Genomic DNA, 25,242 nt, shown 5'->3' on the forward strand with positions numbered 1-25,242 from the left:
GGGGTGTGTGGGGGGGGGGGTTGCGGTTTCGCTGTTTGCCTACCGGTGCGGTTGCGTGTGTGTTTTTTTGGGGGGGGGGGTCCCCCGGGGGGGCGGCTTCGTACGAAGCCGCCGCCCGGCTCACCGACAACAAGGCGGAGCAGGACTTCCTTCGACACCGCCGGGACGCGCTGCCCGGCAGCTGACCGGTCCCGGCGACCCGCCGCCTGACCCGTCCCGTCAGTCGTTGACGGCCGTGAGCAGCACCGCGGCGTCCTCCAGGGCGAGCAGCCCGTGCCGTTCCTGCGGGATCGGATGCAGTTGCCCGGCGGCGAGTTCCACATCGCCCGAAGCGGCCGTGAGCCGGACCGAGCCGCGCAGCACCTGGAGGGACGCGGCCGGCGGGGCGTTGTGCTCGTCGAGCGAGCGGCCCGAGGCCAGCGCGATGACGGTCTGGCGCAGCGGGTCCTCATGGAGCAGGAGGTGGGCGCTGCGGCCGTGCGGGGAGGTGCGGGCGGCGGCCAGGTGCTCGTCGGCCAGTGCGTTCAGATCATTGGGTACGTCCATGTGCCCCACTGTGCCGCAGCCCTCGCTCCCCCGCGATCCTGACGGACCCGGCCGTGCTGAGCGCGGCCGGGTCCGTCGGCAGGTGGGTTCTCGGCGGGGCGGTCAGACGCGCAGCCAGACCGCGGTGTCCCGCGGCAGTCTTCCCGTACCGTCCAGGGGGCCGCTGCTCAGCAGAATCCTGGTGTACGGGGGCAGCTCCGCGGCCTCGGCGGCCAGGTTGACCACGCAGACGAGACCTTCGCCCCGTGTGAAGGCGAGCACCTCGGACCCCGTGTCCAGCCAGGTCAGTCTGCGTATCCCGGGCTCGCCCGCCGTTTCGAAGCCCGGTTCGCTCCGGCGCAGCCGCAGGGCCTCGCGGTACAGACCGAGCATCGAGTCCGGGTCGTCGGCCTGGAGCTCGGCGGCATACCGGGACCAGTCGGCCGGCTGCGGCAGCCAGGGTGCGGTGGTGGCGCCGAATCCGGCATGCGGTTCCCCCGCCGACCAGGGCAGCGGGACCCGGCAGCCGTCGCGTCCCGGGTCGGTGCCGCCCTTGCGGAAGTGCATCGGGTCCTGGATGCGGTCCAGTGGGATGTCGGCCTCCGGCAGTCCGAGTTCCTCACCCTGGTAGAGGTAGGCCGCGCCGGGCAGGGCCAGCGAGAGGAGGGCCGCGGCGCGGGCCCTGCGGGTGCCGAGGGCGAGGTCGGTGGGGGTGCCGAACGTCTTCGCGGCGAAGTCGAAGCCGGTCTCCGCACGGCCGTAGCGGGTGACGGTGCGGGTCACGTCGTGGTTGCACAGGACCCAGGTGGCCGGGGCGCCGACCGACGCGTGCTCGGCAAGGGTGTCGTCGATCGCGGTCCGCAGCATCGCGGCGTCCCACGGGCAGGCCAGGAAGTTGAAGTTGAAGGCGGTGTGCAGTTCGTCGGGTCGCAGGTAGCGGGCGAACCGCTCGGTGTCCGGGAGCCACACCTCGCCGACGAACACTCCGTCGTACTCGTCGGCGATGGCGCGCCAGGAACGGTAGATGTCGTGCAGTTCGTCGCGGTCGACGAAGGGGTGCGGGTCGCTGCCCGGGACGAAGTCGGGCAGCGCGGGGTCCTTGGCGAGCAGGGCGGCCGAGTCGATCCGTACGCCCGAGACACCGCGCTCGAACCAGAAGCGCAGCACGTCCTCGTGCTCCTGGCGGACCGCGGGGTGGGCCCAGTTGAGGTCGGGCTGCTGGGTGGCGAACAGATGGAGGTACCACTCCCCGTCGTCCAGCCGGGTCCAGGGCGTGCCGCCGAATTCGGATACCCAGTCGTTGGGCGGGATCTCACCGTCGGCGCCGCGGCCGGCACGGAAGTGGAAGAGGTCGCGCTCGGGACTGCCGGAGCCGGCTTCGAGGGCGGCCCGGAACCATGCGTGCTGGTCGGACACGTGGTTGGGCACGATGTCGATGATGGTGCGGATGCCCAGCCCGCGGGCCTCGGCGATCAGCTTCTCCGCCTCGGCGAGGGTGCCGAACGCGGGATCGATGGTGCGGTAGTCGGCCACGTCGTAGCCGCCGTCGGCGAGCGGTGAGAGGTACCAGGGGGTGAACCAGAGTGCGTCCACGCCCAGTTCGACGAGGTAGGGCAGCTTGGCCCGGACCCCCGCGAGGTCGCCGGTGCCGTCACCGTCGCCATCGGCGAAGCTGCGTACGTAGATCTGGTAGATGGCGGCGTCCCGCCACCAGTTCGCGGTGGCCTCGGACGGACGGTTGGCTGCCACGTGACGTTCCTTTCGGGCAGGTGGGACTCCGCCGCCGGCCCGGCGAGCGGGGCAGGATGGAGGGCCGGCGGCGGAGTGCTGGGGGATGGCGGCCGGACGGGGCCCCCGGCCGGGCGGGGCGCGGTCCTGGAAAGGGCTGCTAGCCCTTGAGGCCGCCCGCGGTCAGACCGCTCATGATGTTGCGCTGGAAGAGCAGGAAGATGAGCAGCGTCGGGATCGACGCGATGGTGAGTGCGGCGATGAGTACGTTCTCGGGCACGCCACTGGCCAGCGAGTAGATACCGACGTTGAGCGTCTGCTTGCTGGGGTCGGGCAGGGTGAGCATCGGCCAGAGGAAGTCCTTCCACACCCCGACGACGGCGAAGATGGAGACGACGCCGAGAATCGGCCGGGAGATCGGCAGGACGATCGAGCGCAGGGTGCGCACGGGCGATGCGCCGTCGATCGCGGCGGCGTCGAGGAGTTCGCGCGGGATGGAGTCGAAGAACCGCTTCAGCAGGAAGATGTTGAAGGCGTTGGTGACCGACGGCAGCCAGATCACCCAGGGCGAGTTGACCAGATTGCGCTGGAAGACCGGGACGTCCAGCACGGTGAGGTATTGGGGTACGACCAGAACGGTGGCCGGGATCATCAGGGTGGCCAGCATCATCCCGAGGATGACCTTGCCGAACACCGGCCGCAGCTTGGACAGCGAGTACGCGGCCGCGACGTCGAAGACGAGCTGGAAGAAGAGCGCGCCGAAGGCGTAGTACAGGGTGTTGAAGAGCAGCTTGGACAGGTCCATCACGGTCCAGGCCTGGCTGTAGTTCTCGGTGTGGAGTGAGCTGGGGAAGGCGGTGGGCGGGCTCTGGACGACTTCCTGGGTGGTTTTGAGGCCACCGGTGACCATCCAGTACAGCGGCCCGAGGAAGGCCACCGTGAACAGGACGACCACCAGGCCGAAGACGATCCAGTAGAAGGCCTTGCCACGGGGTCTGCCGAGCTGGGCCGGTGAGATCAGGGTGCGCTGGCGCCCCGCGTCGGCCGCGCGTCCGGCCCTGCGCCGGCCGGCTCCGCGCCCGTGGCTCCCGCGCCGGGAGACCAGTGTGTTCGATGCCATGGTCGTTCTCCCGTCCTAGTCTTCGCTGTTGCGGCTCAGCCGTACGTACACCGCGGAGAAGCCCGCGAGCACGACGAGCAGGACGAGGCCGAGTGCCGCAGCGCTGCCGTAGTTGTTGAAGTTGAAGGCGTACTGGTAGATGAGGTAGACGACGGTGGTGGTGGAACCTTCCGGTCCGGCGCCGTTGGTGAGCAGGAACGGCTCGGTGAAGACCTGCATCGTGGCGATGACCTGCATGAGCAGGAGCAGGGAGAGGATGAGCCGGGTCTGCGGGATGGTGACGTGCCAGACCTTTCGCAGCAGCCCGGCGCCGTCGAGTTCCGCCGCCTCGTAGAGCTCCCCGGGGATGCCCTGGAGCGCGGCCAGGTAGATCAGGGTCGCGCCGCCCATGTTCATCCAGGTCGCCGCGATGACGACCGAGAGCATGGCGGTGTCGGTGTCCTGGAGCCACTGCTGGGCGGGCAGGTGGAAAACGTCCAGGATGCGGTTGAAGAGTCCGTAGCCGGGGTCGTAGAAGTACTTGAAGAGCAGGACCGAGGCCACCGGCGGCAGCATCACCGGAAGGTAGACGAGCAGTCGCAGATAGCCCTGTCCGTGGCGGAACTCGTTCAGCACGACCGCGACGACGAACGGGACGACGAAACCGAGCAGCAGCGCGAGCACGGTGAACAGCAGGGTGTTGCGCCAGGCCTGCCAGAACGCCGGGTCGTTGAAGACGTAGGTCAGGTTGGACCAGCCGGCCCAGCTGGTCTTGCCGTCCTCGGTCTTCTGGAAGGCCAGGATGAACTCCCTGACCATCGGATACCAGGAGAAGAGCGAGAAGCAGAGCACCGCTCCGATCAGGAAGCCGTGTGCCGAGATGTTGCGGCGCACGGCGCGCAGGAACTCCTCGCGGGCGGAGCTGCGGCGGGCGGGGCCTGGTTGTCCCGGGCGGGCTCCGGTCGCCTTGCGGGCGGACAGGGTAGGGGCCGACATGGTGTGTCTCCTCGGTGCCGGTGAACTTCGAGCGCAGTCGGACGGGTCCGGATGCGGGACCGGGTCCGCGTGACCCGGTCCCGCGCGTCCGTTACTGGTTCGCCAGAACCTGGTTGACCTGCTGCTCGGCGGTGGAGAGCAGCTTGTCGACGTTCGCGTCCCTGTTGGTCAGCACACCGGACATGGCGTTGTCGAGGATCTTGTAGATCTCCTGCGCCTTCGGCGGCTCGGCCTTCCCCTGGACGGGGTTGTCCATGAAGGCCTTGAAGTTCTCGATGGGCATCGAGGCGTTTGCGGTGCGTGACGCGTCGTCCTTGGCCTTGCTGTCCCCGAGGAAGAAGTTCGGCTGCGGAAGCCCGACGGGAAGCTTGTCGGCCTTGGTGCGGGCCCAGTCGAACTGCCCCTTGCCCGGGGTGAGGTTCTTGAAGTTCAGCCAGGCGACGGCGGCCTTGATCTGGTCGGGCGAACTGCCCTTCTTGATCATGTAGTTGTTGCCGCCGAACAGGGTGCCCTTGGCGCCGGGGATCGGGCCCAGGCCGAAGGTCTCGTACTGGGCGCCGAGCTGCTGCACCATGTACGCGATGTCGTCGGGGGCGGCGAGGAACATGCCCAGTTTGTCGCTGGATATCTGCTTCTGCAGGTCGCCCCACTTCAGCAGCTGGGTCTTGCCCATGCTGTCGTCCTCCCAGCGCATGTCGTGCAGCTGCTGGAGGACCTGCTTGCCGGTGGCGTCGTTGAAGGCGGCCTTCTTGCCCGAGGCGTCGACGACGTCCCCTCCGAGGCCGTACTGGGTGGCGGCGAAGTGCCAGCCGCCGTTGTTGCCGGCGCTGTACTCGCCGAAGCCGGCGATGCCCTTGCCCAGGCCCGCGATCTTCTTGGCGGCGGTGCGGACCTCGTCCCAGGTGGCGGGCGGGGTGTTCGGGTCGAGACCGGCCTGTGTGAACAGCTTCCGGTTGATCATCAGGCCCATGGTGTAGTTGCTGGTCGGCAGGGCGTAGAGCTTGCCGTCCTTGCGGGCCACATCGATGACCTGGGGCTGGATGTCCTTGAGCGCGGGGACGGACTTGTCGTTGACGTAGGCGGAGATGTCCTCGGCCCCGTCGTTGTCCAGCACCTGCTGGAGGTCGGTGAAGTACGCGTAGAAGACGTCGGGTTGCGACTTCCCCTTCAGCATGGCGGTGAAGCGGGGCGGCTCGTTGCACTGGCCGGGGGTGGACTTCCCGTTGATCTTGACGTTCGGGTAGGTCTTGTTGAACGTCTTGATGTCCTCGTTCCACTCACGCAGCTCCGCGGCCTTGGCCGCCGGCGGCATGCAGTCGATCGAGATCGTCACCTTCGTCTTCGGGTCCAGCGGAGCCGAAGGGTCGGACGAACCCTTGGACGCACTGCTCGAGTCGTCGTCCTTGCTGCTGCTCGTGCCGCAGGAGGCGAGCGAGGTCAGGGCAAGTGCGGTGACAAGGGCAGCCGCGGAGGCACGGCTGATACGGCGTGTGCGGCGCAACCCAGCACTTCTCATCGATGTTCCCCTTTGGGCATGAGCGTGGATGGCCCTCGGCCGACTCTCTGCCGGGGCGAGCCACACTCAACCAGTGCCGACATGTGAACGCAATATCTCGCGCAGTTTTCGTAAAAGTTTGACAGCTCTTCGCACGCGGCGTGCGAGGGGCGGCGCGCACGCAGCACGGGGCGCCGTCCGGCAGACCGGACGACGCCCCTGGATGCCGTGCCGGCTACGGGTTGATGTTGATCTTCATGGTGGACGTCGTGTTCTTCACGTCCTGGGCGTTGTTGCTGAACTTCAGCCCGTTGAAGGTGACCTCACCGACGGCGGGCCCCTGGCCGGACTCCGGCATCTCGTTGGCCCACAGCCCGAAGCCGGACTTGGCGTCGAAGGCATCCCCGCTCTTACGGGCGCCCGAGATCGAGATGTCGGTCAGGATCGTGTCCTTGATGGGGAACTGGGGCTGGCCCCCGACGTAGTTGGTCTGGAACATGATGCCGCTGTACGTCGGATCGACGATGTCCACGTGGTTGATCCGGATGCCCTGGAAGACCTTGGACGCGGAGAACAGCCAGATCCCGGGGAAGGTCTGCGTCCCCCAGAAATGGCCGCCCGAGCGGACCACCGAGACGTTCTCGACCGTCGTCGGATCGGTCCCGAAGCCGTTCATCGGGTAGCCGAAGTCCAGCGAACTGACGGTGATGCCGGAGTAGACGAGGGTGTCCGCGATGTGGATGTTGCGGAAGGTGTTGTTGTAGCCGCCGTAGACGGCGACGCCCGCCGCACGCCAGGTCAGCAGGGACGTGAGGTTCTCGTAGACGTTGTTCTTCATGTCCGCGCCGCCGGAGTCGATCGCCGAGAACAGCGCGAAACTGTCGTCTCCGGTGGCCCGGGACTCGTTGTTCACAACGTGGTTGTCCGTCGAGCCGTTCGTCATGTTGATGCCGTCGGCGAACGTGTCGCGGATGCGGGAGTTCTTGATGGTGATGCCGTCGGTGTTCGCGCCCCAGTAGAGGCACACCGTGTGCTCGTTCCAGACGTTGTCGATGACGATGTCCGAGACGTTGGAGAAGTCGAACACCTTGCCCGGCCCGTCGATGCGCGAGGTGTAGTTCCCGAAGTACGCGAAGTTCGCGAACGTGGACCCCTTGGCGCTGGCCTCGGCGCGGAAGCCGTTGTCGGTGTTCTCCTGGCCGGAGGGGGCGAAGAACCTGGTGTACCAGGGACCGGCTCCGACGACCTTGACGGCCTTCCCGTAGACCTGGAACTTGCTCGCGGTCTGGTAGTCACCTGCCGGCAGATAGACGCCGACCAGCTTGCCCGTGGTGTCCATCCGGACCTTGTCCAGGGCGTTCTGGACGTCCTGGTGGGTGAACCCGGCGGGAACGGCGTAGGCGGCCGCGTCCGGGTTCGGGATCTGCGTCGCCTGCTCCAGGCTGATGAAGTCGATCGCGTAGGTGCTGGTGTTCGCGGCGTCCTTCTGGAGCCGGATCCTGCTGCCGGCCGGGACCGTCCTGCCCAGCAGCATGTTCGCCTCGTCGTAGATGTGCCGCGGCGAACCCGAACCCGGGGAGTTGCCGGGACCGGTCTCGGCGCCGTACAGCCACGCGTACTTCGAGGTGAGGTCGATCGCCTTGAGGAAGGTGCCGTCCACATAGACGTTCAGCTTGGAGTCGATGCCCCCGCCGCCCGCCGAGTCCGGGACGGAGAAGCGGGTCACCAGGGAGTTGGTGCTCGCCCTGGTGGTGAACTCCACATAGTTGCCGGTGCTGTTGAGGGTGACGGCCTTACGGCCGGACGCCTCGCCCGCGATGTCGCCGACGGTCCTGTTCGGGCCGACGACCTGGGCGCCACCGCCGGTGACCCCGTCCTCCGCCTCGTACATGTCGTACGGCATGTTGGCGCCGCGTCCGACGAAGAGCGAGCTGGTGGCGGTGTTGTTCTCACGCTTGACCGGGAGTTCGTTGGCGTCGTCCGCGATCACCGTCCTCACGGAGTACGAGCCGTTGACCGCGGTCCAGCTGCCCAGGTTCACCGGGGCGCTGGTCGCGCCCGCGGCTATCGCCCCGGAATAGGTGCCGGTGAGGGTCTTCACCGTGGCGCCCTTGGAATCGGTCAGCGTCAGCGTGATGGCGTGGCCGCCGGAGGCGGAGGCCACCGAGCCCTGGTTCCTGACGGCGACCGAGAAGGCGACGTTCTGACCGGCGGACGGCGCCGACGGAGAGGTGCTGACCCCGGTGGAGACCAGGTCCGAGCTGGCGACCGGCTTCACGACCAGGCCCGTCGTGCTGGTGTAGGTGTTGTCGGTCTCGTTCTGCTCGATGACCTCGTTCGCCGGGTCGGCCACCGCGCTCAGTGCGTACGTGCCCGCGTCGCGCGGGCCGATCTCGGCGCTGACCTGGGCCGAGGCCCCGCCCGCCAGCGCACCCACGGACGCGGTGGCGATCTTGGAACCACCGAGCCGGAACTCGACCTTGCTCGCCGGCGCCGCGACCGGACCGCTGTTGCGCACCGTGGCGGTGAGCGTGACCGGGTCCGACTCGACCGGCGCGGCCGGGGCCGCGGTCACCGCGCTGACCTGGAGGTTCGGATTGGGTGCCGGTGAGCCCAGCACCTGGAACTCCGCGACCTGACCGGCGGGCGCGCCGGTGTTGGAGGTGAACTTCAGCTGGACGTCGGCGACCCGGGCGCCGACCGGGATGGTCACCGCGTTGCCGCTTGCCGGGCTGAACGCGTAGTCCTTGGCCGCGACCAGACCGGTGAAGGACGACGCGCCCTGCTCCCGGCCGAGGACCTGGATGTTCTGGGTCCTGGCCCCCCAGCTGCTGTCCGGGTTGAGCTTGACGACGACGCTCTCGGTGTCGGCGTTGGCCCCCAGCTTCACGGTCAGCGTGTTCGGGTAACTTCCCCCCGCGCCTTCCCAGTAGGTGGTCACGCTGTTGTCGTTGGCGTTCTCCGCGGCGAACGTGTGGACCACGGACGAGGCGGTGATGGGCTTGCCGATCGCGAGGTTGGACGCGGCGCCCGTGCTGCCGTTGCGGGTGACGGTGTTGCTGTCACCCGATACGTTGCCCGCCGCGTCCTTCGCCCGGACGGTGTAGGAGACGGTGGTCCCGGCCGACTGGGCGTCGGTGTAGGTGGTGACGTCGCCCGCCACGCTCTTGCGCAGCACGTTGTTGGCGTAGATGTCGTACCCGGTGACGCCCTTGTTGTCGGTGGAGGCCTGCCAGACCAGTTTGATCTGGCCGGCGGTCGCCTCGGTGAAACTCAGGCCGGCCGGCGCGGTCGGCGCCTGGGTGTCGCCGGTACTGCCGGTACGGGTGACGGTGTTGCTGTTCGCCGAGGCGTTGCCGGCCGCGTCCTTGGCGCGGACGTAGTACGACACGGTCGCCCCGGCCGGACGGGTGTCGGTGAACGTGGTGACGGTGCCGGCCACGCTCGTCAGCAGCGTGTTGTCGGCGTAGATGTCGTAGCCCGTGACGGCGGTGTCGTCCGTCGACGCCTTCCAGGTCAGTCGGATCTGTCCGGTGGCCGGTTCGGTGTACGCCAGCTGCGACGGTGCGCTCGGCGCCACGGTGTCACCGGATGCCGGTCCGTAGATCTCCAGCTCGGAGACCTGGGCGCCCGGCTGGACGGAGTTGGCGCTCACGAGCACGCGCACGTAGCGGGTGGTCGTGGCGTCGAAGGAGATCGTCGCCGACTCTCCTGCCGTGGGGCTGAAGGTGTAGGGCGTTGCCTGCGTCAGATCGCTGAAGTCGGTGCCGTTGGAACTGCCCTGGATCTTCAGGGTCTGGCTGCGGGTCTCCCAGCCGTCCGGCAGGCGCAGCACCACTCGGTCCACCCGGACGGATGAACCGAGGTCGGCCTGGATCCACTGCGGCAGCTCGTTGTTGCGGCTCTCCCAGTAGCTCGCCGCGTTGCCGTCGTTGGCGTGGGCGGCGACGTAGGTCTGGGTGTAGCTGCTGGCCGTGAGCGTGCGGCCTGCCGCCAGGTTCACCGACGACTCGGCGGCCGCCCGGACCTCCAGCTCGGCGAGCTGGCCGTTCTTCGAGGCGGAGTTGGCGGTGATGTCCGCCCGCACGAACCGTGCCCGGGTCGCGGGGACGTCGATGGTCACCTTGTTGGAGCTGCCCGGCGCGAAGGTGTAAGCGGCCGAGGTCTTCAGCGTGGTGAAGCTGGTGCCGTCGGCACTGGCCTGGAGCGAGAGGGTCTGACGGCGGCTCTTCCAGCCCTCGGGAAGTTTCAGGGTGACCCGGTCGATGCGGGTGACCTTGCCCAGATCACTCTGCACCCACTGCGGCAGGGCACTGCCCGACCCCTGCCAGTACGTCGACGGATCTCCGTCGGCGATGTTCCCGGCCCCTCTCCCACTGCCCGCGCTGCTCGCTGCCGCACGGTGACCGGCGGCGATGTTCGGGCCGTCGGCGGCCGACGCGTCGAGCGCCGGCCAGCCGACCATCAGCAGGCTGGTCGTGAGCGCGGCGGAAAGGACCCGCCATCGGCGGCGTTGCGTTCTCATATGTCCCCGATCTTCGGCCTCGGCGCAGGGCGCGACCAAGGCGCGGCTCTGTCTGCGTACCTGCTGGAGCATGATTTCCTGCACCAACAGGATGGACTTTTGCGTTTAGCGGTCAGAGAATTGCAGAGAAGTGAGGGATCGTCCACCGTTGCGACAGAAGTGAGAACCTAAACGGACTCCGCCATGCCGCCACAACTAGGCTGACAATTAACGCATTTGACGTGCCCGCGCTCGATCGTCCACGCGGCCGCACTCAGCGCAAGAAATTTGCGCAGATATGAAAGGCGCTGAAAGGTGCCAGCTCGGAACCGGAGCCGAGAGGGGAGGGCCGCTGGACGGCCGGACCGTCGCGCCGAGCGCCGGCACGCGCGACGGGCGGGCGCCGGGTCGGCCATTCATCCGTTCGCCGGGCCGTGCGGCAGGGGGGCGCCCCCGGTCCGACGAGGGCGCAGGCCCGGCGCTAACCTGCGTCACCATGATGCGCGCATGGATTCTGCCGATGTTGCTCGTGCTCTGCGGCTCAGTCGTTGCCACCGCACTGATCGTGCGGGGACGGGCCGGGGAAGCCGCAGCGGTCCTGCCGATGTTCGTGCTGCTCGCAGGGGTGAACTCGCCCCTGGTCTTTCCGAGGTCCATCGGTGCGCTGGAGGCACAACGCCGCAGCGCGGTCGACGGCCGGCCCGTCGTCTTCTGGCGGTCGGGCTGCAAGTACTGTCTGCGGCTGCGCGTCCGGTTGGGCGCGAGCGCCGGCCGATTGCACTGGGTCGACATCTGGCGCGACCCGGACGGAGCGGCAGTGGTGAGGGCGGCCAACGACGGCAACGAGACCGTGCCGACTGTCGTCGTCGCAGGCCGGCCCCATGTCAACCCGGATCCCGCGTGGGTGCGCGAACAGCTCCCCCCGCTCGCATGACCGGGCCCGGGTGGGACGGGGGAACGCCCCTCTGCATGTCCGTTCGCCGCGGCCACCTGGAAGCACGACGAGGAGCGGGGCCCTGCCACGGGACCCCGCTCGTCGTTCCCGTCGCGTACGTCCGCCGGTTCAGTCCGACGGGCTCCAGCGGTATCTGACGTCCGGCTCGTTCTCCTCGTTGCGGCTGCCGTCATCGAATGCGACGGCGGTGAATCCGTGCCGCTCGTAGAAGGCACGGGCGCCCGCGTTGCGCTGGAAGGCGTGGAGAGCGAGCCCCTGCGGGCTGCGCTCCCTGGCCTTTGCCAGCAACAGCGTTCCGATGCCCCGCCGTCGCATGTCCGGGCGCAGATAGAGGTGTTCGAGTTCCTCGCCGTCGAGCGAGACGAAGCCGACGGGCCGTGCCGCTCCCCCGCTCTCGCGGAGCTCGGCCACCCAGACGTCCGTGCCGGGCAGCACGACGTGGGTCATCCAGCCGAGCGTGGCCTCGTCACTGTGCACCCTCGCCAGGTAGGGCATGGCAGCGGCGCGGGAATCGAGGAAGAGCCGGGTGAGGCGTTCGGCGTCCTCGACGCGTGCCTCCCGCAGCAGTACAGCGTCTGGGGGCGCGGGGCTGTCCGATGACATCCGGTTCTCCTGTCCGAAGGGTCCGGGTGACGGGAAAGGTCGGCCGCCCGTGAGCGCGGCGAACTGGCCACCCTGTGATCGAACGTACGTCGGGCCCGGCCCCCATCTCCATAGGATATGGGTGACCGCTCCGCCGTGACACGTCCTCACGGCGCCCGCCCGGCGAAGGAATCGACGTAACGGTGTATCAGCCCCACGTGTTCGCTTTCCCCGGAGACGGCCACCGGATCCCGGCTCCTCTCTTCCCACCGGGCGTCCCCGCGTTGTGGCTGGTTGACGCGGTACGAGACGGCGGGCAGGCGCAGCGGCTAGCGCCGGGGGTCTTCGACGCCGGCGAACTGGACAGGGCGGCGCGCCTGGTGGTCGAGGCCGACCGCACGTGCTACGTCGCCGCGCACGTGGCCCTGCGACTGCTGCTGGGGGCGCGACTGGGCCTCGCTCCGCACGCCGTGCCCTTCACCCGGGAGCCGTGCCCTTCCTGCGGCGGCCCTCACGGCCGTCCCGCGACCGAAGGCAAGGTGCACTTCTCCCTTTCGCACACCCGGGGGGTCGCACTGCTGGCTTTCGCGGACGCCCCTGTGGGGGTGGACGTCGAGCTCGTCCCGAAGCCCGGGACCGTGTCCGAGATAGCCGGTCAGCTGCATCCGGCGGAGTCCCGCGAGCTGGCGGAGCTTCCCGAGAATGAGCGTCCGGCCGCCTTCGGCCGGGTGTGGACCCGCAAGGAGGCCTATCTGAAGGGCGAGGGCATTGGCCTGGCCGACGGTCTCGCGGCCGAACACGTGGGCACCGGCCTCCGGCCCCGGCCCGGCCCCGGGGGCTGGACGGTCACCGATGTCGAGGTCCCCGCGGGATATGCGGCGGCGGTGGCCGTCCGCGCGGCGGGGCAGCCGCCCGCCCGCGAGGGCGACCCACGAAAATGACGGGGCGGGCAAATCGTACCGACCGACCGATACGGAGGAGTGGCAGATGCCGCAGACACGAGCCGGGCAGCAGGCGCGCCCGGAGGATTTGACCGATGTGGCGCGGCTGGTGACGGCGTACTACACGCTGCATCCCGACCCCGCCGAACCGGGCCAGCGGGTCGCCTTCGGTACCTCGGGGCATCGCGGGTCGTCGACGGCCACCGCGTTCAACGAGGACCACATCGCGGCGACGAGCCAGGCGATCAGCGAGTACCGGGCGCGGCAGGGCACGGACGGGCCGCTCTTCCTAGGGGCCGACACCCACGCGCTGTCGGAGCCCGCGCGGGTGACGGCCATCGAGGTGTTCGCCGCGAACGACGTCACCGTGCTCATCGACTCCGCCGACGGCTACACGCCGACCCCCGCGGTCTCGCACGCCATCCTCACGTACAACCGGGGCCGCACCTCGCACCTCGCGGACGGTGTGGTGGTGACCCCTTCGCACAACCCGCCGGGTGACGGCGGATTCAAGTACAACCCGCCGAACGGCGGACCGGCCGGGTCGGAGTCCACGGGCTGGATCCAGGAGCGGGCCAACGAGATCATCGCCGGCGGCCTCAAGGACGTCCGCCGTATGCCGTACGTGCGGGCGCTGGCGGCGCCCTCGACCGGAACGTACGACTTCCTGGGCGGCTACGTGTCGGACCTGCCGTCCGTGCTCGACCTGGACGCGGTGCGTGCGGCGGGGGTGCGGATCGGCGCCGATCCCCTGGGCGGCGCCTCGGTCGCGTACTGGGGCCGGATCGCCGAGCAGCACCGGCTCGACCTGACGGTGGTCAATCCGCTCACCGACCCCACCTGGCGGTTCATGACGCTGGACTGGGACGGCAAGATCCGGATGGACTGCTCCTCGCCGTACGCGATGGCCTCACTGATCGGGCAGCGCGACCGCTTTTCGATCGCGACCGGCAACGACGCCGATGCGGACCGGCACGGCATCGTCACCCCGGACGGGGGTCTGATGAATCCGAACCACTACCTCGCCGTGGCCATCAACTACCTGTACGCGCACCGCGACCGCTGGCCGGCGGACGCAGGCATCGGCAAGACCCTGGTGTCGTCCGGCATGATCGACCGGGTCGCCGCCGATCTCGGCCGGAAGCTGGTGGAGGTCCCGGTCGGCTTCAAGTGGTTCGTCGACGGCCTGGCCGACGGGTCGCTCGGCTTCGGCGGCGAGGAATCGGCCGGGGCGTCGTTCCTGCGCCGTGACGGATCGGTCTGGACGACGGACAAGGACGGCATCCTGCTGGCCCTGCTGGCCTCCGAGATCCTCGCGGTGACGGGCGAGTCGCCGTCCCGGCACTACGCCGCTCTGACCGCCCGGTTCGGTGAGCCGGCATATGCCCGGATCGACGCTCCCGCGGACCGCGATCAGAAGGCTGTGCTGGCACGCCTCTCCCCCGAGCAGGTCAGCGCCGACACCCTGGCGGGCGAACCGGTCACGGCCGTGCTCACCTCGGCCCCGGGCAACGGGGCGGCGATCGGCGGGATCAAGGTGACGACGGAGAACGCCTGGTTCGCGGCGCGTCCCTCGGGCACCGAGGACGTCTACAAGATCTACGCGGAGTCCTTCCGGGGCACCGAACACCTGGCCCGCGTCCAGGAGGAGGCGAAGGCCGTCGTCTCCGCGGCCCTGGACGCCTGACGGAAGCCGCCTCCCCCCGCGCCGGCCGGTGCGGGGGCGAGCGGGCTCCCCCCGCCCCGCACACAGTCGTCTTGCCGGGCACATAACGGTACCGGTCGATAGAATTCAGGCATGGGAGAGCGGCCTGTCGCGCCAACGGCGCCCGAACTCGTACTCGAAACCGACGCAGGGCCCACGGTGATGAGTCCGGGCCGGGAGTACCACGTCGGACGCGACCCCTTGAGCGACATCGTCATCGACGACGTCCGGGTCTCATGGCACCACGCGGTGCTCAGGGCGCTGGACGGCCACTGGTCCATCGAGGACGAGGGCAGCACGAACGGTACCTACACCGGTGGCCAACAGGTCCATGAAGCGGACGTCGGGCCCGGCACCCGCATCCGCTTCGGCCATCCGGAGGACGGGCCGCAGGCCGTACTGAAGGTCCGGCCGGTACCGAAGCCGATCCCCACCACGCCGGACCGGCCCTCGGCCGTCTCCATGCCAGCCGCGACCGGCACCTTCCGGCAGCCGACCACCGTGCGACCCCTGCCGTCCCGCACCGTACGGATCGGGCGCGGCTCAGGAAACGACCTGGTCGTCGACGATCTGAGCGTCTCCCGCCACCACGCCGAACTGCTGGCCCATACGGACGGCACGTACGAGATCGTCGACCTCGGCTCGCACAACGGAACCTTCCTCAACGGTCAGCCGGCCGACCGCGCACCGGTCTCCCCCGGAGACATCGTGGGCATCGGGCACTCCGCCTTCTGTCTGGTCGGGGACACGCTGCAGGAGTTCGTCGACACCGGCGAGGTGTCGCTCGACGTCCAGGACCTGGCAGTCACCGTCGACAAGGGACGCAAGACGCTGCTCGACCACGTCGCCTTCCCGGTGGGCGAGAAGTGCCTGCTGGGTGTGGTGGGGCCGAGCGGCGCGGGCAAGTCCACGCTTCTGAACGCCCTGACCGGACTGCGCCCTGCTGATGAGGGGACCGTCCTGTACGACGGCCGTGACCTCTACCATGACTACGCCGAACTGCGCCAGCGCATCGGCCTGGTGCCGCAGGACGACATCCTGCACGCCCAGTTGACCGTGCGCAGAGCGCTGGGTTACGCCGCGGAGCTCCGGTTCCCGCAGGACACCGCCAAGTCGGAGCGCCGGGAGCGGGTCGACGAAGTGGTGCGTGAACTCGGTCTCGACCAGCGGGCGGGCCAGCCGATCCACAGCCTTTCCGGCGGCCAGCGCAAGCGGGTGAGCGTGGCGCTGGAGCTGCTGACGAAGCCGTCGCTGCTCTTCCTCGACGAGCCGACGTCGGGCCTCGACCCCGGCATGGACCGTTCGGTCATGCACATGCTGCGCGGACTGGCCGACGACGGGCGCACGGTCATCGTCGTCACGCACAGCGTGCTGAGCCTGGACGTGTGCGACCGGCTGCTGGTGCTCGCGCCCGGCGGGAAGATCGCCTACTACGGTCCGCCCGGGGACGCGCTGGCCTTCTTCGGATTCGCCGAGTGGCCGGAGGCGTTCGAGGCGTTCGAGAACGACCGCGACCGGCCCTGGGCCGAGGAGTTCGCCGCTTCCCCGTTCCACCGGCAGTACATCGCCAACGCCACCGCGCAGCCCCGGCTGCCGCACGCGGCGGCGGCGGCCGTCGCCCCACCGCCGAAGACCCGCAGCTGGGGTGCGCAACTGCGGACCCTCGTGCGCCGTTACGCGGCCGCGCTCGGCGCCGACCGGACGTTCCTCGTCATCATGATCGCGCTGCCGTTCGTGATGGGCGCGATGGCCCGAGCCCTGGCCGGAAGCCGGCTGACGCAGGAGACGGCGATGAACGCGCTGCTCATCCTGTGTGTCGGCGGTGTCCTGACGGGCGCTGCGAACGCGGTCCGGGAACTCGTCAAGGAACGGGTGATCTACCAGCGGGAACGGGCCGTCGGGCTGTCCAGATCCGCATATCTGATGTCCAAGGTCGTGGTGCTGGGCACCATCACGGTGCTCCAGGCCATCGTGCTGACCCTGGTCGGTCTCGTCGGGGTCGACCTCAACGCCCCGGGCGGGCAGGGTGTGCTCCTGCCACCTCTGGCCGAAATTACCCTGACGGTGGCGCTGTTGTCCTTCACCGCGATGATGCTGGGCCTGTTGGTGTCCGCCCTGGTACGCAAGGAGGAGGTCACCATGCCCCTCCTGGTACTGCTCGCGATCGTCCAGGTCGTCTTCTGCGGCGCGCTGCTGAAGCTGCACGGCGTGCCCGGCATCGAGCAGTTGTCCTGGCTGATCCCCTCCCGCTGGGCGCTGGGCGCCATGGCGGGGACGATCGGGCTGGCGCGGATCGTGCCCGGGAAGCTGACCGCGGACCCCTTGTTCGAGCACTCCGCCGGGATCTGGCTGCTCAACATGGGGATGCTCGTGGTGCTTTCCGTCGTCTTCGGATTCGCGGTGGCCAGGCTCCTGCGCCGACACGAGCCCGCCATCATGCGGAAGTAGGGGCGGTCCATGGAGACCGAGGACTTCCGCCCCACCCACGTCGTCCCCCAGGACGGGCTGCCCGCCTGGGAGGCTCCGGACGTGTCCCGTCCCACCGAGCCCCTGGACCCGCTGCTCCCCGTCCAACTGCTCGACCGGCGCGGCGACTGGGGGCAGGTCCTGTGCGCCAACGGCTGGTCCGCCTGGGTCGACGGCCGGCTGCTCGTGTCCGTACCGCACGACCCGCCGCAGGCCGGACAGCCGATGGCCCGCACGGCGGACCCACGGCCGCTGATGGCCCGGGTCCAGGAGTCGCTGAACCGCTTCCGACAGGCATCCGAGGAACTCGTCGAGGGCCGCATCGACGGCGAGGCCTTCCGCCGCCGCACCCAGGGGCTGCGCGCCGGCATGGTCGTCGACGGCGAGGCCGTGTGGCTGTTCGACGCGGAGCACGAGCGCTGGCTGTACACGGACGGCACCCGGCTGACGACCTACGCGGCCCAGTCCGCCCCCGGCCGGCCGAGCAGCGCCCCGGCTCCCGCGGCCGCCCCGGAGGCGACCCGGCTCGTCGACGACCCCGGCACGCATCCGCGGACCCGGCCCGGTGACGGGTGATGACCCCTGCCACCGGCCCCCCCGACGACTCCGCGCTGCCCACCGGACGGCCCTCCGACCTGATCGGCCTGCAGATCGCCGACTACCTCGTGGAGGGCGAGATCGGGCGCGGCGGGATGGCTGTCGTCTACCGGGCCAAGGATCTGCGCCTGGACCGCACGGTCGCACTCAAACTGCTCGCCCCGGAGCTCGCCCGCAACGACACCTTCCGCAAGCGCTTCACCCATGAGTCGAGAGTGGCGGCCGCGATCGACCACCCGCACATCGTGCCGGTCTTCGAGGCGGGCGAGACCGAGGGCATCCTCTACATCGCGATGCGTTACGTGGCCGGCCAGGACCTGCGTGCCCTCATCGACCGGCAGGGACCGCTTCCCCTGGGAACCGCGGTCCGGATCGCGGCCCAGGTGGCGTCCGCCCTGGATGCCGCGCACGACCACGATCTGGTGCACCGGGACGTCAAACCGGGAAACATCCTGGTCGCGGCGGGTACGGACAGCGACCATCCGGAGCATGTGTACCTCACGGACTTCGGCCTGACGAAGAAGTCGCTGTCGCTGACCGGTTTCACCTCCGTGGGCCAGTTCGTCGGAACGCTCGACTACGTGGCGCCCGAACAGATCTCGGGCCGTCCCGTGGACGGGCGCTGCGACGTCTACAGCCTCGCGTGCGTCGTGCACGAGACGATGGCCGGCGCTCCGCCGTTCCAGCGCGACGACGACATGGCGTTGTTGTGGGCCCACCAGTACGACCCGCCGCCGGCGCTGACGGAGCTGCGGCCCGATCTCCCGGCAGGCGTCGACTCGGTGCTGGCGAAGGCCCTTTCCAAGAGTCCGGACGACCGCTACGACTCGTGCCTCCAGTTCGTGGCCGCCCTGCGTGCCGCGGCGCGGGGCGACATGCAGGGCGGGCATCCGCCGACGCAGGTGGCCCGGAGGATCGGCACCTGGCAGTCGGGGCCCGAACCGCCGCCCGAACCGCCGCCGTGGGCGTTGCCGGTGTTCCGCGGCTAAGGACTTGCAGATCATTAACACGTTGTTTTGATCTTGTTGTCCTCGCCGGCCTGTGCCTGGACCCGGGCCTGTAGGGCGGCGAGGGCCGTGGGTGGGGTTGTCGCCGGTGGGATGGTGATGCCGTGTGCCTCGAGCAGTCGCCGGTTCTTCAGGAGGGTGCGGTGCATCGCGGTGCGGCTGGTGCCGAACAGCACGGCGAGGGGTTCCGCGGCCAGGGCGGCCTGTAGGTGGAGCACGGTGGCCAGGACCTGGTCGGCGAAGGCCAGCCGAGGCGGCCGACCGCGCCGGATATCCCCGTCCGAGGCCAGGGTCTCGGTGAGGTCGTTCAGTTGCTGGCGGGTCATTCCGGTCAGTGCTGGATCGGAGAGCAAGGCCTGGTCCCACTCCGGATCCGGTGTCTGCGGGTCCCGGGCCACCGGGATTACGGGTGATGGGTGGGGGTGCAGTGCATAGTTCCAGGTGCCCTGGAACGCGTGCCGGGTCAGCGGCAGGGCGGCCATTTCCGCGTCTTTGATGCGGACTCCGGTCGGGTAGGTGTTGGTGTCGAGTTCGGCTCTCACACGCAGTCCGGTCCGGGTGGTGGTCGCGGCGATGGACTGCACGATGACTTCGTGGCTGGTCAGCGGGCGGCCGCTCCAGTTCATGGTGATGTGTGAGAAGAGCCGGTGCTCGATCTTGTTCCACTTCGATGTGCCTGGTGGTAGGTGACACACGGTGATCGTCAGCCCTGTTTCAGCTGCGAGTTGGGCTAGCTCGAGCTTCCAGGACCGGGTGCGGTAGCCGTTGGATCCGCCGGCGTCGGCGGTGATCAGCAGCCGTGTCGCGCGCGGGTAGGCAGCCTGGCCCTGGCCGTGCCACCAGCGGCGGATCGATTCCACTGCGAACGCGGCGGTGTCGTGATCGGTGCCGACGTTGACCCAGCCGGTGTTCGCGGTCTGATCGTAGATTCCGTAGGGGACGGCTTTGCCCAGCTGCGGGTCGGGGAAGTCGTGGACGCTGACCGGGACTGGCTCGCCGGCGGGACGCCACTGGCGGCCGCTGTTCTTGAAGTCGCCGACGAGTTCCTTCTTCTTGGTGTCCACGCTGATGACCGGCTGGCCGGCGTCCCGGTAGTTGCGGGCCTGCTCGTTGAGGTAGCGGAACTGGGCGTCCCGGTCCGGATGCTGACTGCCCTCGAGCGTCTTTGCGTTGGCCTGAAGACTGAACCCTTCCTCCCGCAGCAGGTCGCCAACGGTATCGGCGCTGATCCGGTGCCCGGCCCGGGCCAGCTCCGCCGCGAGCGTGCGGGTCGATTTCACCGTCCACCGCAGCGGCGACATCGGGTCGCCTCTCTCGTCGGGCTCGACCAGGGCCAGTAGTGCCGGCCGCAGCCCCGGATCCAGATCGGCGACCCGTTTGCGTCCTCCGCCGGGACGCCGGACCCGCCCCAACGGCTCCTCTCCGGATTCCAGCTCGAACACGCCATTGCGGACCGTCGTCTCGCTGACCTGGGCCGCCCGAGCGACAGCGCGGATGCCACCATGCCCCAGCAGCCGGGCCTCGGTTCCCATCAGCAGCCGTCGCTGCCGCTCGTCAAGGTGCGGGAACAACACCGCGAACTTCGCGCAGAGTTGGTCACGAGTCTCATCCGGGATGCGCATACCAGACCAACGAGCCTCAGGCCGGGAAGCAACACCTTGATGATCTGCAATCCCTAAGGACTGTCCCGCAGTTCCTGGCGGGCGCACGACGACAGCTACGCCACCTCTCCCCCGTAGCCTGAACGCAGCCTGAACGGCACGGGGGGACCCCCTCCGTTGTCGAAACGCCCGAATACGTCCCGTATGCGGGCACCTCTCCGCCTTGCGATGCACCGCATCCGACGCCGCGCGCGGATCCACCAGGAAGTGCGGGACAACCCTTAGGTTTCGGGACGCACCTCGCCGCGCCGGTGGACGCGGGCGGCCAGCAGCCCGCCGAGGAAGCCGGTGACGAGCCCCCACAGCACGGCGAGTCCGAGTGCGCCCCACAGCCGCGGTCGCAGCAGCACCTCACCGCCCAGCCCACCGCCGAGGTCGCCGAGGCCGAGCAGAGACAGGCCGTAGTGGGCCGAGATCCGGACGAGCAGGCATACGGCGAGCACGGTGAGGGCGAGCGCCGCGGCCATGTGCACGGCATGCTGCCAAGGACGCATCCGGGCCGGGGAGCGCGCGGCCGCCAGGAACGCGGCCGCCAGGGTGGACAACGCCGCGGCGGCGACACACCACCAGACACGACCGTCCTGCTCGGCGAGCGTGCCGACGTTCAGCGTGGAGAGGTCGGGTGTCCGCAGGACGGAGTCCAGTACCTGAGGCATCGGCAGTCCGAACGGCCCTTCCACCTTTCCTTCCCAGGACACCCCGAGGCCCAGGGTGAACACCAGCCAGACGAGGTTGGGCAGTCCGAGCAGGATCACCGCGAACGTCTCGGCAGCATGCCCTCGGGTCGCCGCGACGACGAGGGAGACGACCAGGCCCACCACGACGTAGGCGAGCAGCAGAGCCACCATCGCGTACGCGGCCGGGCGCACGGATTCCTGGAAGCGCACCAGGCGGGCGGGGAGGGGCGCCCCGCGCGAGACGAGCAGGGCCAGGACGAGGACGCCGGCCAGCCAGAGCAGGCCGAGGACCAGGGTGAGCGGGATCTCGGCACGGAAGCCGGCCCTCGGCTCGGCGTCGAGCACGTCACCGATGACCCCGCCCGTCGGGTCGGCCCCCGGCACGGCGAAGGTCTGCCGGGCCAGCAGGCACAGACCGATGAGCACCAGGATCCACAGAGCCGCGATCCGGCCTGCCCATCCGGCCAGTTCGCGGGTGGTGGCCACGGCCCGGTGGCGCAGCGGGCGGAGGAATCCCGCGGCGAGGACGAGCGCGCCGACGAGGGTGACCGAGAGCGGCAGCGCCGAGATGTCCGCGTGCGTTTTGGCCAGTTCCCCCGCGTTCCCCGACAGGGCGACCGATCCGCCCGCCGCCATGACGACAACGGCCGCGACCACGCGGGGGAAGGAACCGCCGGGCAGTTCCGCGGCGCCGGCCGCCCACAGGCCGAGGGCGGCGGTGACGCCCATGACCACGAGTCCGGCGAGAACGGTCAGGACGGCATCGCCCCAGCCGTGTGAGGCGCGGCTTCCCGTACGGTTCCGGCGCTCCGATCCCTGTGTGTTCACGGACCCACGCTAGGCAGCCCCGAGGGGCTCCGCCCCTCGGGTGGGCCGACCGCGTCGGCTTGCGGGCCCCGCGGGTGCCGGGCACACAATGGCTGATACCGGAATAATCCGGTAACGGTAACGAACCTGGCGTGGGAAAGAAGAGCCGTGAGTGACCAGCCGCCGTCTTCCGGCCGCCCCACGGGGCCGCCGTCGGGACCGCTTTCAGGTCCTTCGCAGGAGGGGCCCGTACCGCCGCCTCCCGAGCGCCCGTCCGGCCCGCCGGCCGGCCCGCCTTCCGGCGGCAGCCATGGCGGGCCTCCCGGTCCCGGCGGCCCCGGCGAGTCTCCGCAGGGCCCGGGGCGCGGCCCCCGCTCGCCTTGGTGGCGGTCGGTCCCCAAGGTGGCGACGATCGCCGTCGCCCTGGTGGCGGCGGTGGTGCTGACCGTCGTCCTCACCCGTCCGGACGGCTCGGCCAAGGCCGGCGGGGAGGTGTTCCTCGAGGCGGCCGGTTCGACCGGCCCCGATCCGTTCACCGGTTCGACCGCGCGCAGCAGTGCCGGGGAAGCGACGCCCACCGACGTACCGAGTCCGGTGGCGAGCGCCTCCCGGAACCGGCCCAACGCCACTCAGGGCGTGGACGGTTCGGCTCCCGGTCTGTACGGCGGCACCCGCAAGGTCGCCGCCTGCGACGTGGAGAAGCAGATCACCGCCCTCACGGACCAGCCCGCCAAGAACAAGGCCTTCGCCTCGGTCGAGGGCATCGCCCCGTCCGGTGTCCCGGCGTATCTCCGCGCGCTCACGCCGGTCCAGTTGCGGCTCGACACCCGCGTGACCAACCACGGCTTCGCGAACGGCTCGGCCACTCGCTACCAGGCGGTTCTCCAGGCGGGAACGGCGGTGCTGATCGACGACCGCGGAGTTCCCAGGGTGCGGTGTGCCTGCGGCAATCCGCTGTTGCCGCCGGTCGCCATCGAGGGGACACCGCAGCAGAAGGGCGACGCCTGGCCGGGCTACCGGGCCGGCGACGTCGTGGTGGTGAAGCCGGCCGCGCAGCCGGTGGACGTGTTCGTCATGTTCGACCCCAAAACCGAGGGCTGGTTCGAGCGGGACGCGGGTGACACGGGTGGCGGCGACAAGAAGACCGATCCGCCCGCCGACTCCAGTGCCTCGCCGTGTCCCCCGCGGTCCGGTGGGGATCCGGCGAAGTCCTGCCCCTCGGACTCCTCGCGTCCCCCGTCGTCCGACGAACCGTCGTCACCCACCACGGAGCCCGGTGAACCGTCGGCCCGGCCGCCCTCGCAACCCCCGTCATCCGAGGAACCTCCCCCCTCACCGCCGCCCACCACCGAGGCACCTCCGACATCGGAGTCGGCCCCCGAGCCCGTGACCCCGCAGACCGCGGAGTCACAGGCACCACCGCCGGCGTCCGGCGACGGTTCTTCGGGAGCGACGGTGTAGCGCCCCTCGGCCCGCCGGTGTCCCGGCGGGCCCGTCAGGGCGTGGAGACGGTGGGCCGGGGCGCCGTCGCCATCCCGCTGCCGATGAAGAAGCTGGGGTGCGGCGGCTGGTTGTAGGCCGTGTTCTGCCACGCCAGGGCCGTGCGGTAGGTGGTGTCGTGGAGCAGTGTGGTGATCTTCGTGCCGGTCTCGTACGGCGTGGAGTAGATCCGCAGAGCGGTGTTGTTCGTGGTCGCCCAGACCACTTCCTCACGCCAGTCGCCGAACAGGTCGCCCGAGATCGCCGGGGTGGCCTTGGTCCCGTTGTTCGAGTGGACGGAGGCCCCGGTCAGCTGCCGGGTGTCGCCGGAGGTGCCGTACTTGTCGATGTGGGTTCCGTCGAGGAGCTCCCGGGTGGTGTCGCCGTCCCACCAGGACAGGAAGTTGGCACTGGAGGGCTTGCGGCTCGCGACGACGGCGCCCTTGGGGCTGCGTACTCCGTCGGCCGCGGACGACCATGACTCGGCGCCGGCGCTGCCGGACCAGATGTCGTCGCTGACACCGCGGCCGTTGTCGCCGGAGGCGGGCGTCGACCAGATGATCTGCCCGGTTCTGGCGTCCGCCATCCAGGACGAGGGCTTCGAACCGTCTTCGTCGACCTTGAACTCCTCCAGCCCCGAGCGGGACGGGTCCAGGTCACCGACGTGCATGGCGTCGCCGTGACCGTTCTTCGTGGTCCACAGGGCGTTGCCGTTGTCGTCGACGGCCATGGCGCCGTAGACGATCTCGTCCTTGCCGTCCGCGTCGACGTCGGCGACCGCGAGCTGGTGGTTGCCCTGGCCGTCGTACCCCTTGCCGGAGTTGGTCGAACTGTTGGTGTCGAAGGTCCAGCGCCGGGTGAACGCCCCGTTGCGCCAGTCCCAGGCGGCGATCACCGTACGCGTGTAGTAGCCGCGCGCCATGATCAGCGAGGGCCTGGAGCCGTCGAGATAGGCGGTGCCCGCGAGGAAGCGGTCGACGCGGTTGCCGTAGCTGTCGCCCCATGAGGAGACGGTGCCCCGCGCGGGGACGTAGTCGACGGTGCCCATGGCGGCGCCCGTCTGCCCGTTGAACATGGTCAGGTACTCCGGGCCGGACAGGACGTAGCCGGAGGAGTTGCGGTAGTCGGCCGACGCGCTGCCGATCACCGTGCCCCTGCCGTCGGCACTGCCGTCGGCGGTCTTCATCGCGACCTCGGCCTTGCCGTCGCCGTCGTAGTCGTACACCTGGAACTGGGTGTAGTGCGCGCCGGAGCGGATGTTGCGGCCGAGGTCGACGCGCCACAGCCGGGTGCCGTCGAGCTTGATCCCGTCGACGATCGTGTTGCCCGTGTAGCCGGACTGGGAGTTGTCCTTGGCGTTGGTGGGCTGCCACTTCAGTACGAAGTCGAGTGCGCCGTCCCCGTCGAGGTCGCCGACGGACGCGTCGTTGGCCTCGTACGTGTAGGCGACGCCGTCCGGCGTCGTACCGCCGGCGGGCGGGCTGATGGGCACGTCCTTGTAGCCGCTGCGGAACTGGACAGCGTGCACGGAGTCGCCCTGTTCGACTCCGCCCACGACCGCGCGCACCGTGTAGTCGGCCGAGTTGGGGGCTCCGGCGTGGAAGTAGTTCGTCGAGCCGGTGACGGGTGAGGCGTTGACCTTGGTGCCCGCCCGGTAGACGTTGAAGGACACGGCGTCGGCGTCGGTGGCGAGCCAGCGCCAGCTGATCAGGTTGCCCGCGTCGGTATGGACGCTGACGACGCCACGGTCCAGCGCCTCCGCCTGGCGCGCGGTCGCGGCGTGCGAGGTCTGGCCGGTGACGACCAGTCCTGCGGTGGCCAGCAGACCCGCTGTGAGGGCGCCGAGCACGGTGCGGGTGCGTGTGGTGCGGCGTCTGCGGGGGGATCGGGGATGCTCAGGAGCCACGGTGCGTGCCTTCCGCAGTGGGGGTGGTCGGGTACACCTCAGTGCCCGCCGGAGCCGGAAAGGTTGCCGCCGGGGCGTACCGGATGTGCGACCGGCCCGGTTCACCCGTCTG

The 25,242-nt window shown here is 69.8% G+C and carries 17 protein-coding genes; 7 read left to right on the forward strand and 10 right to left on the reverse strand.

The features are described 5' to 3' along the window. Nucleotides 1–219 precede the first annotated feature (219 nt). From ABZ434_RS22735 to ABZ434_RS22760, 6 genes are all read right to left on the reverse strand, one after another. The gene (locus tag ABZ434_RS22735) at nt 220–546 is read right to left on the reverse strand and encodes a cupin (RefSeq protein ID WP_359139740.1); all 327 of its coding nucleotides are present in this window, start codon (nt 544–546) and stop codon (nt 220–222) included. A gap of 102 nt (nt 547–648) precedes the next feature. Then, nucleotides 649–2,274: a glycoside hydrolase family 13 protein gene (locus tag ABZ434_RS22740; protein WP_359139743.1), complete on the reverse strand. Its 1,626-nt coding sequence runs from the start codon at nt 2,272–2,274 to the stop codon at nt 649–651. Between the two features lie 139 nt (nt 2,275–2,413). Next, nucleotides 2,414–3,373, reverse strand: coding sequence for a carbohydrate ABC transporter permease (locus ABZ434_RS22745; protein WP_359139746.1), 960 nt, complete (start codon nt 3,371–3,373; stop codon nt 2,414–2,416). Nucleotides 3,374–3,388: 15 nt separating this feature from the next. Next, nucleotides 3,389–4,348: a sugar ABC transporter permease gene (locus tag ABZ434_RS22750; protein ID WP_359139749.1), complete on the reverse strand. Its 960-nt coding sequence runs from the start codon at nt 4,346–4,348 to the stop codon at nt 3,389–3,391. Nucleotides 4,349–4,439: 91 nt separating this feature from the next. Further along, nucleotides 4,440–5,864, reverse strand: coding sequence for an extracellular solute-binding protein (locus ABZ434_RS22755; protein WP_359139752.1), 1,425 nt, complete (start codon nt 5,862–5,864; stop codon nt 4,440–4,442). Nucleotides 5,865–6,078: 214 nt separating this feature from the next. After that, nucleotides 6,079–10,368, reverse strand: a complete 4,290-nt coding sequence (locus ABZ434_RS22760; RefSeq protein WP_359139755.1) for a discoidin domain-containing protein — start codon at nt 10,366–10,368, stop codon at nt 6,079–6,081. 475 nt (nt 10,369–10,843) lie between these two features. On the opposite strand from ABZ434_RS22760, the gene ABZ434_RS22765 reads away from it, so the two are divergent. Then, nucleotides 10,844–11,281: a glutaredoxin domain-containing protein gene (locus ABZ434_RS22765; RefSeq protein WP_359139758.1), complete on the forward strand. Its 438-nt coding sequence runs from the start codon at nt 10,844–10,846 to the stop codon at nt 11,279–11,281. A 129-nt stretch (nt 11,282–11,410) separates the two neighbouring features. On the opposite strand, the gene ABZ434_RS22770 is transcribed toward ABZ434_RS22765, so the two are convergent. Then, nucleotides 11,411–11,905 (reverse strand): GNAT family N-acetyltransferase, encoded by a 495-nt coding sequence (locus ABZ434_RS22770; protein WP_359139761.1) that lies wholly within the window; start codon nt 11,903–11,905, stop codon nt 11,411–11,413. A 197-nt stretch (nt 11,906–12,102) separates the two neighbouring features. Between ABZ434_RS22770 and ABZ434_RS22775 the strand changes: the two genes are divergently transcribed. From ABZ434_RS22775 to ABZ434_RS22795, 5 genes are all read left to right on the forward strand, one after another. Next, nucleotides 12,103–12,825 (forward strand): 4'-phosphopantetheinyl transferase superfamily protein, encoded by a 723-nt coding sequence (locus ABZ434_RS22775; RefSeq protein WP_359139764.1) that lies wholly within the window; start codon nt 12,103–12,105, stop codon nt 12,823–12,825. A 46-nt stretch (nt 12,826–12,871) separates the two neighbouring features. After that, a complete protein-coding gene (gene pgm / locus ABZ434_RS22780) occupies nt 12,872–14,512 on the forward strand; it encodes a phosphoglucomutase (alpha-D-glucose-1,6-bisphosphate-dependent) (protein ID WP_359139767.1) in 1,641 nt (546 codons plus the stop codon). A 111-nt stretch (nt 14,513–14,623) separates the two neighbouring features. After that, complete coding sequence (locus tag ABZ434_RS22785; RefSeq protein ID WP_359139770.1) at nt 14,624–16,978, forward strand: FHA domain-containing protein; 2,355 nt, start codon at nt 14,624–14,626, stop codon at nt 16,976–16,978. 9 nt (nt 16,979–16,987) lie between these two features. Next, a complete protein-coding gene (locus ABZ434_RS22790; protein ID WP_359139773.1) occupies nt 16,988–17,572 on the forward strand; it encodes a hypothetical protein in 585 nt (194 codons plus the stop codon). After that, nucleotides 17,572–18,582: a serine/threonine-protein kinase gene (locus ABZ434_RS22795; RefSeq protein WP_359139776.1), complete on the forward strand. Its 1,011-nt coding sequence runs from the start codon at nt 17,572–17,574 to the stop codon at nt 18,580–18,582. The genes ABZ434_RS22790 and ABZ434_RS22795 overlap by 1 nt, the downstream gene beginning before the upstream one ends. Before the next feature lie 14 nt (nt 18,583–18,596). Here ABZ434_RS22795 and ABZ434_RS22800 read toward each other — a convergent pair whose 3' ends face one another. Next, nucleotides 18,597–20,222 carry an ISAzo13 family transposase gene (locus tag ABZ434_RS22800; RefSeq protein WP_359139963.1) on the reverse strand — a complete coding sequence of 542 codons (1,626 nt, stop codon included), beginning with the start codon at nt 20,220–20,222 and terminating at the stop codon, nt 18,597–18,599. A gap of 260 nt (nt 20,223–20,482) precedes the next feature. Beyond that, complete coding sequence (locus ABZ434_RS22805) at nt 20,483–21,667, reverse strand: streptophobe family protein (RefSeq protein ID WP_359139966.1); 1,185 nt, start codon at nt 21,665–21,667, stop codon at nt 20,483–20,485. A 246-nt stretch (nt 21,668–21,913) separates the two neighbouring features. On the opposite strand from ABZ434_RS22805, the gene ABZ434_RS22810 reads away from it, so the two are divergent. Then, nucleotides 21,914–23,206 carry a DUF6777 domain-containing protein gene (locus ABZ434_RS22810; protein WP_359139778.1) on the forward strand — a complete coding sequence of 431 codons (1,293 nt, stop codon included), beginning with the start codon at nt 21,914–21,916 and terminating at the stop codon, nt 23,204–23,206. A gap of 34 nt (nt 23,207–23,240) precedes the next feature. Here ABZ434_RS22810 and ABZ434_RS22815 read toward each other — a convergent pair whose 3' ends face one another. Continuing rightward, nucleotides 23,241–25,130 (reverse strand): rhamnogalacturonan lyase, encoded by a 1,890-nt coding sequence (locus tag ABZ434_RS22815; protein ID WP_359139781.1) that lies wholly within the window; start codon nt 25,128–25,130, stop codon nt 23,241–23,243. Nucleotides 25,131–25,242 lie beyond the last annotated feature (112 nt).

The sequence above is a fragment of the Streptomyces sp. NPDC005761 genome, from assembly GCF_040630635.1.
Classification (GTDB): Bacteria; Actinomycetota; Actinomycetes; order Streptomycetales; family Streptomycetaceae; genus Streptomyces.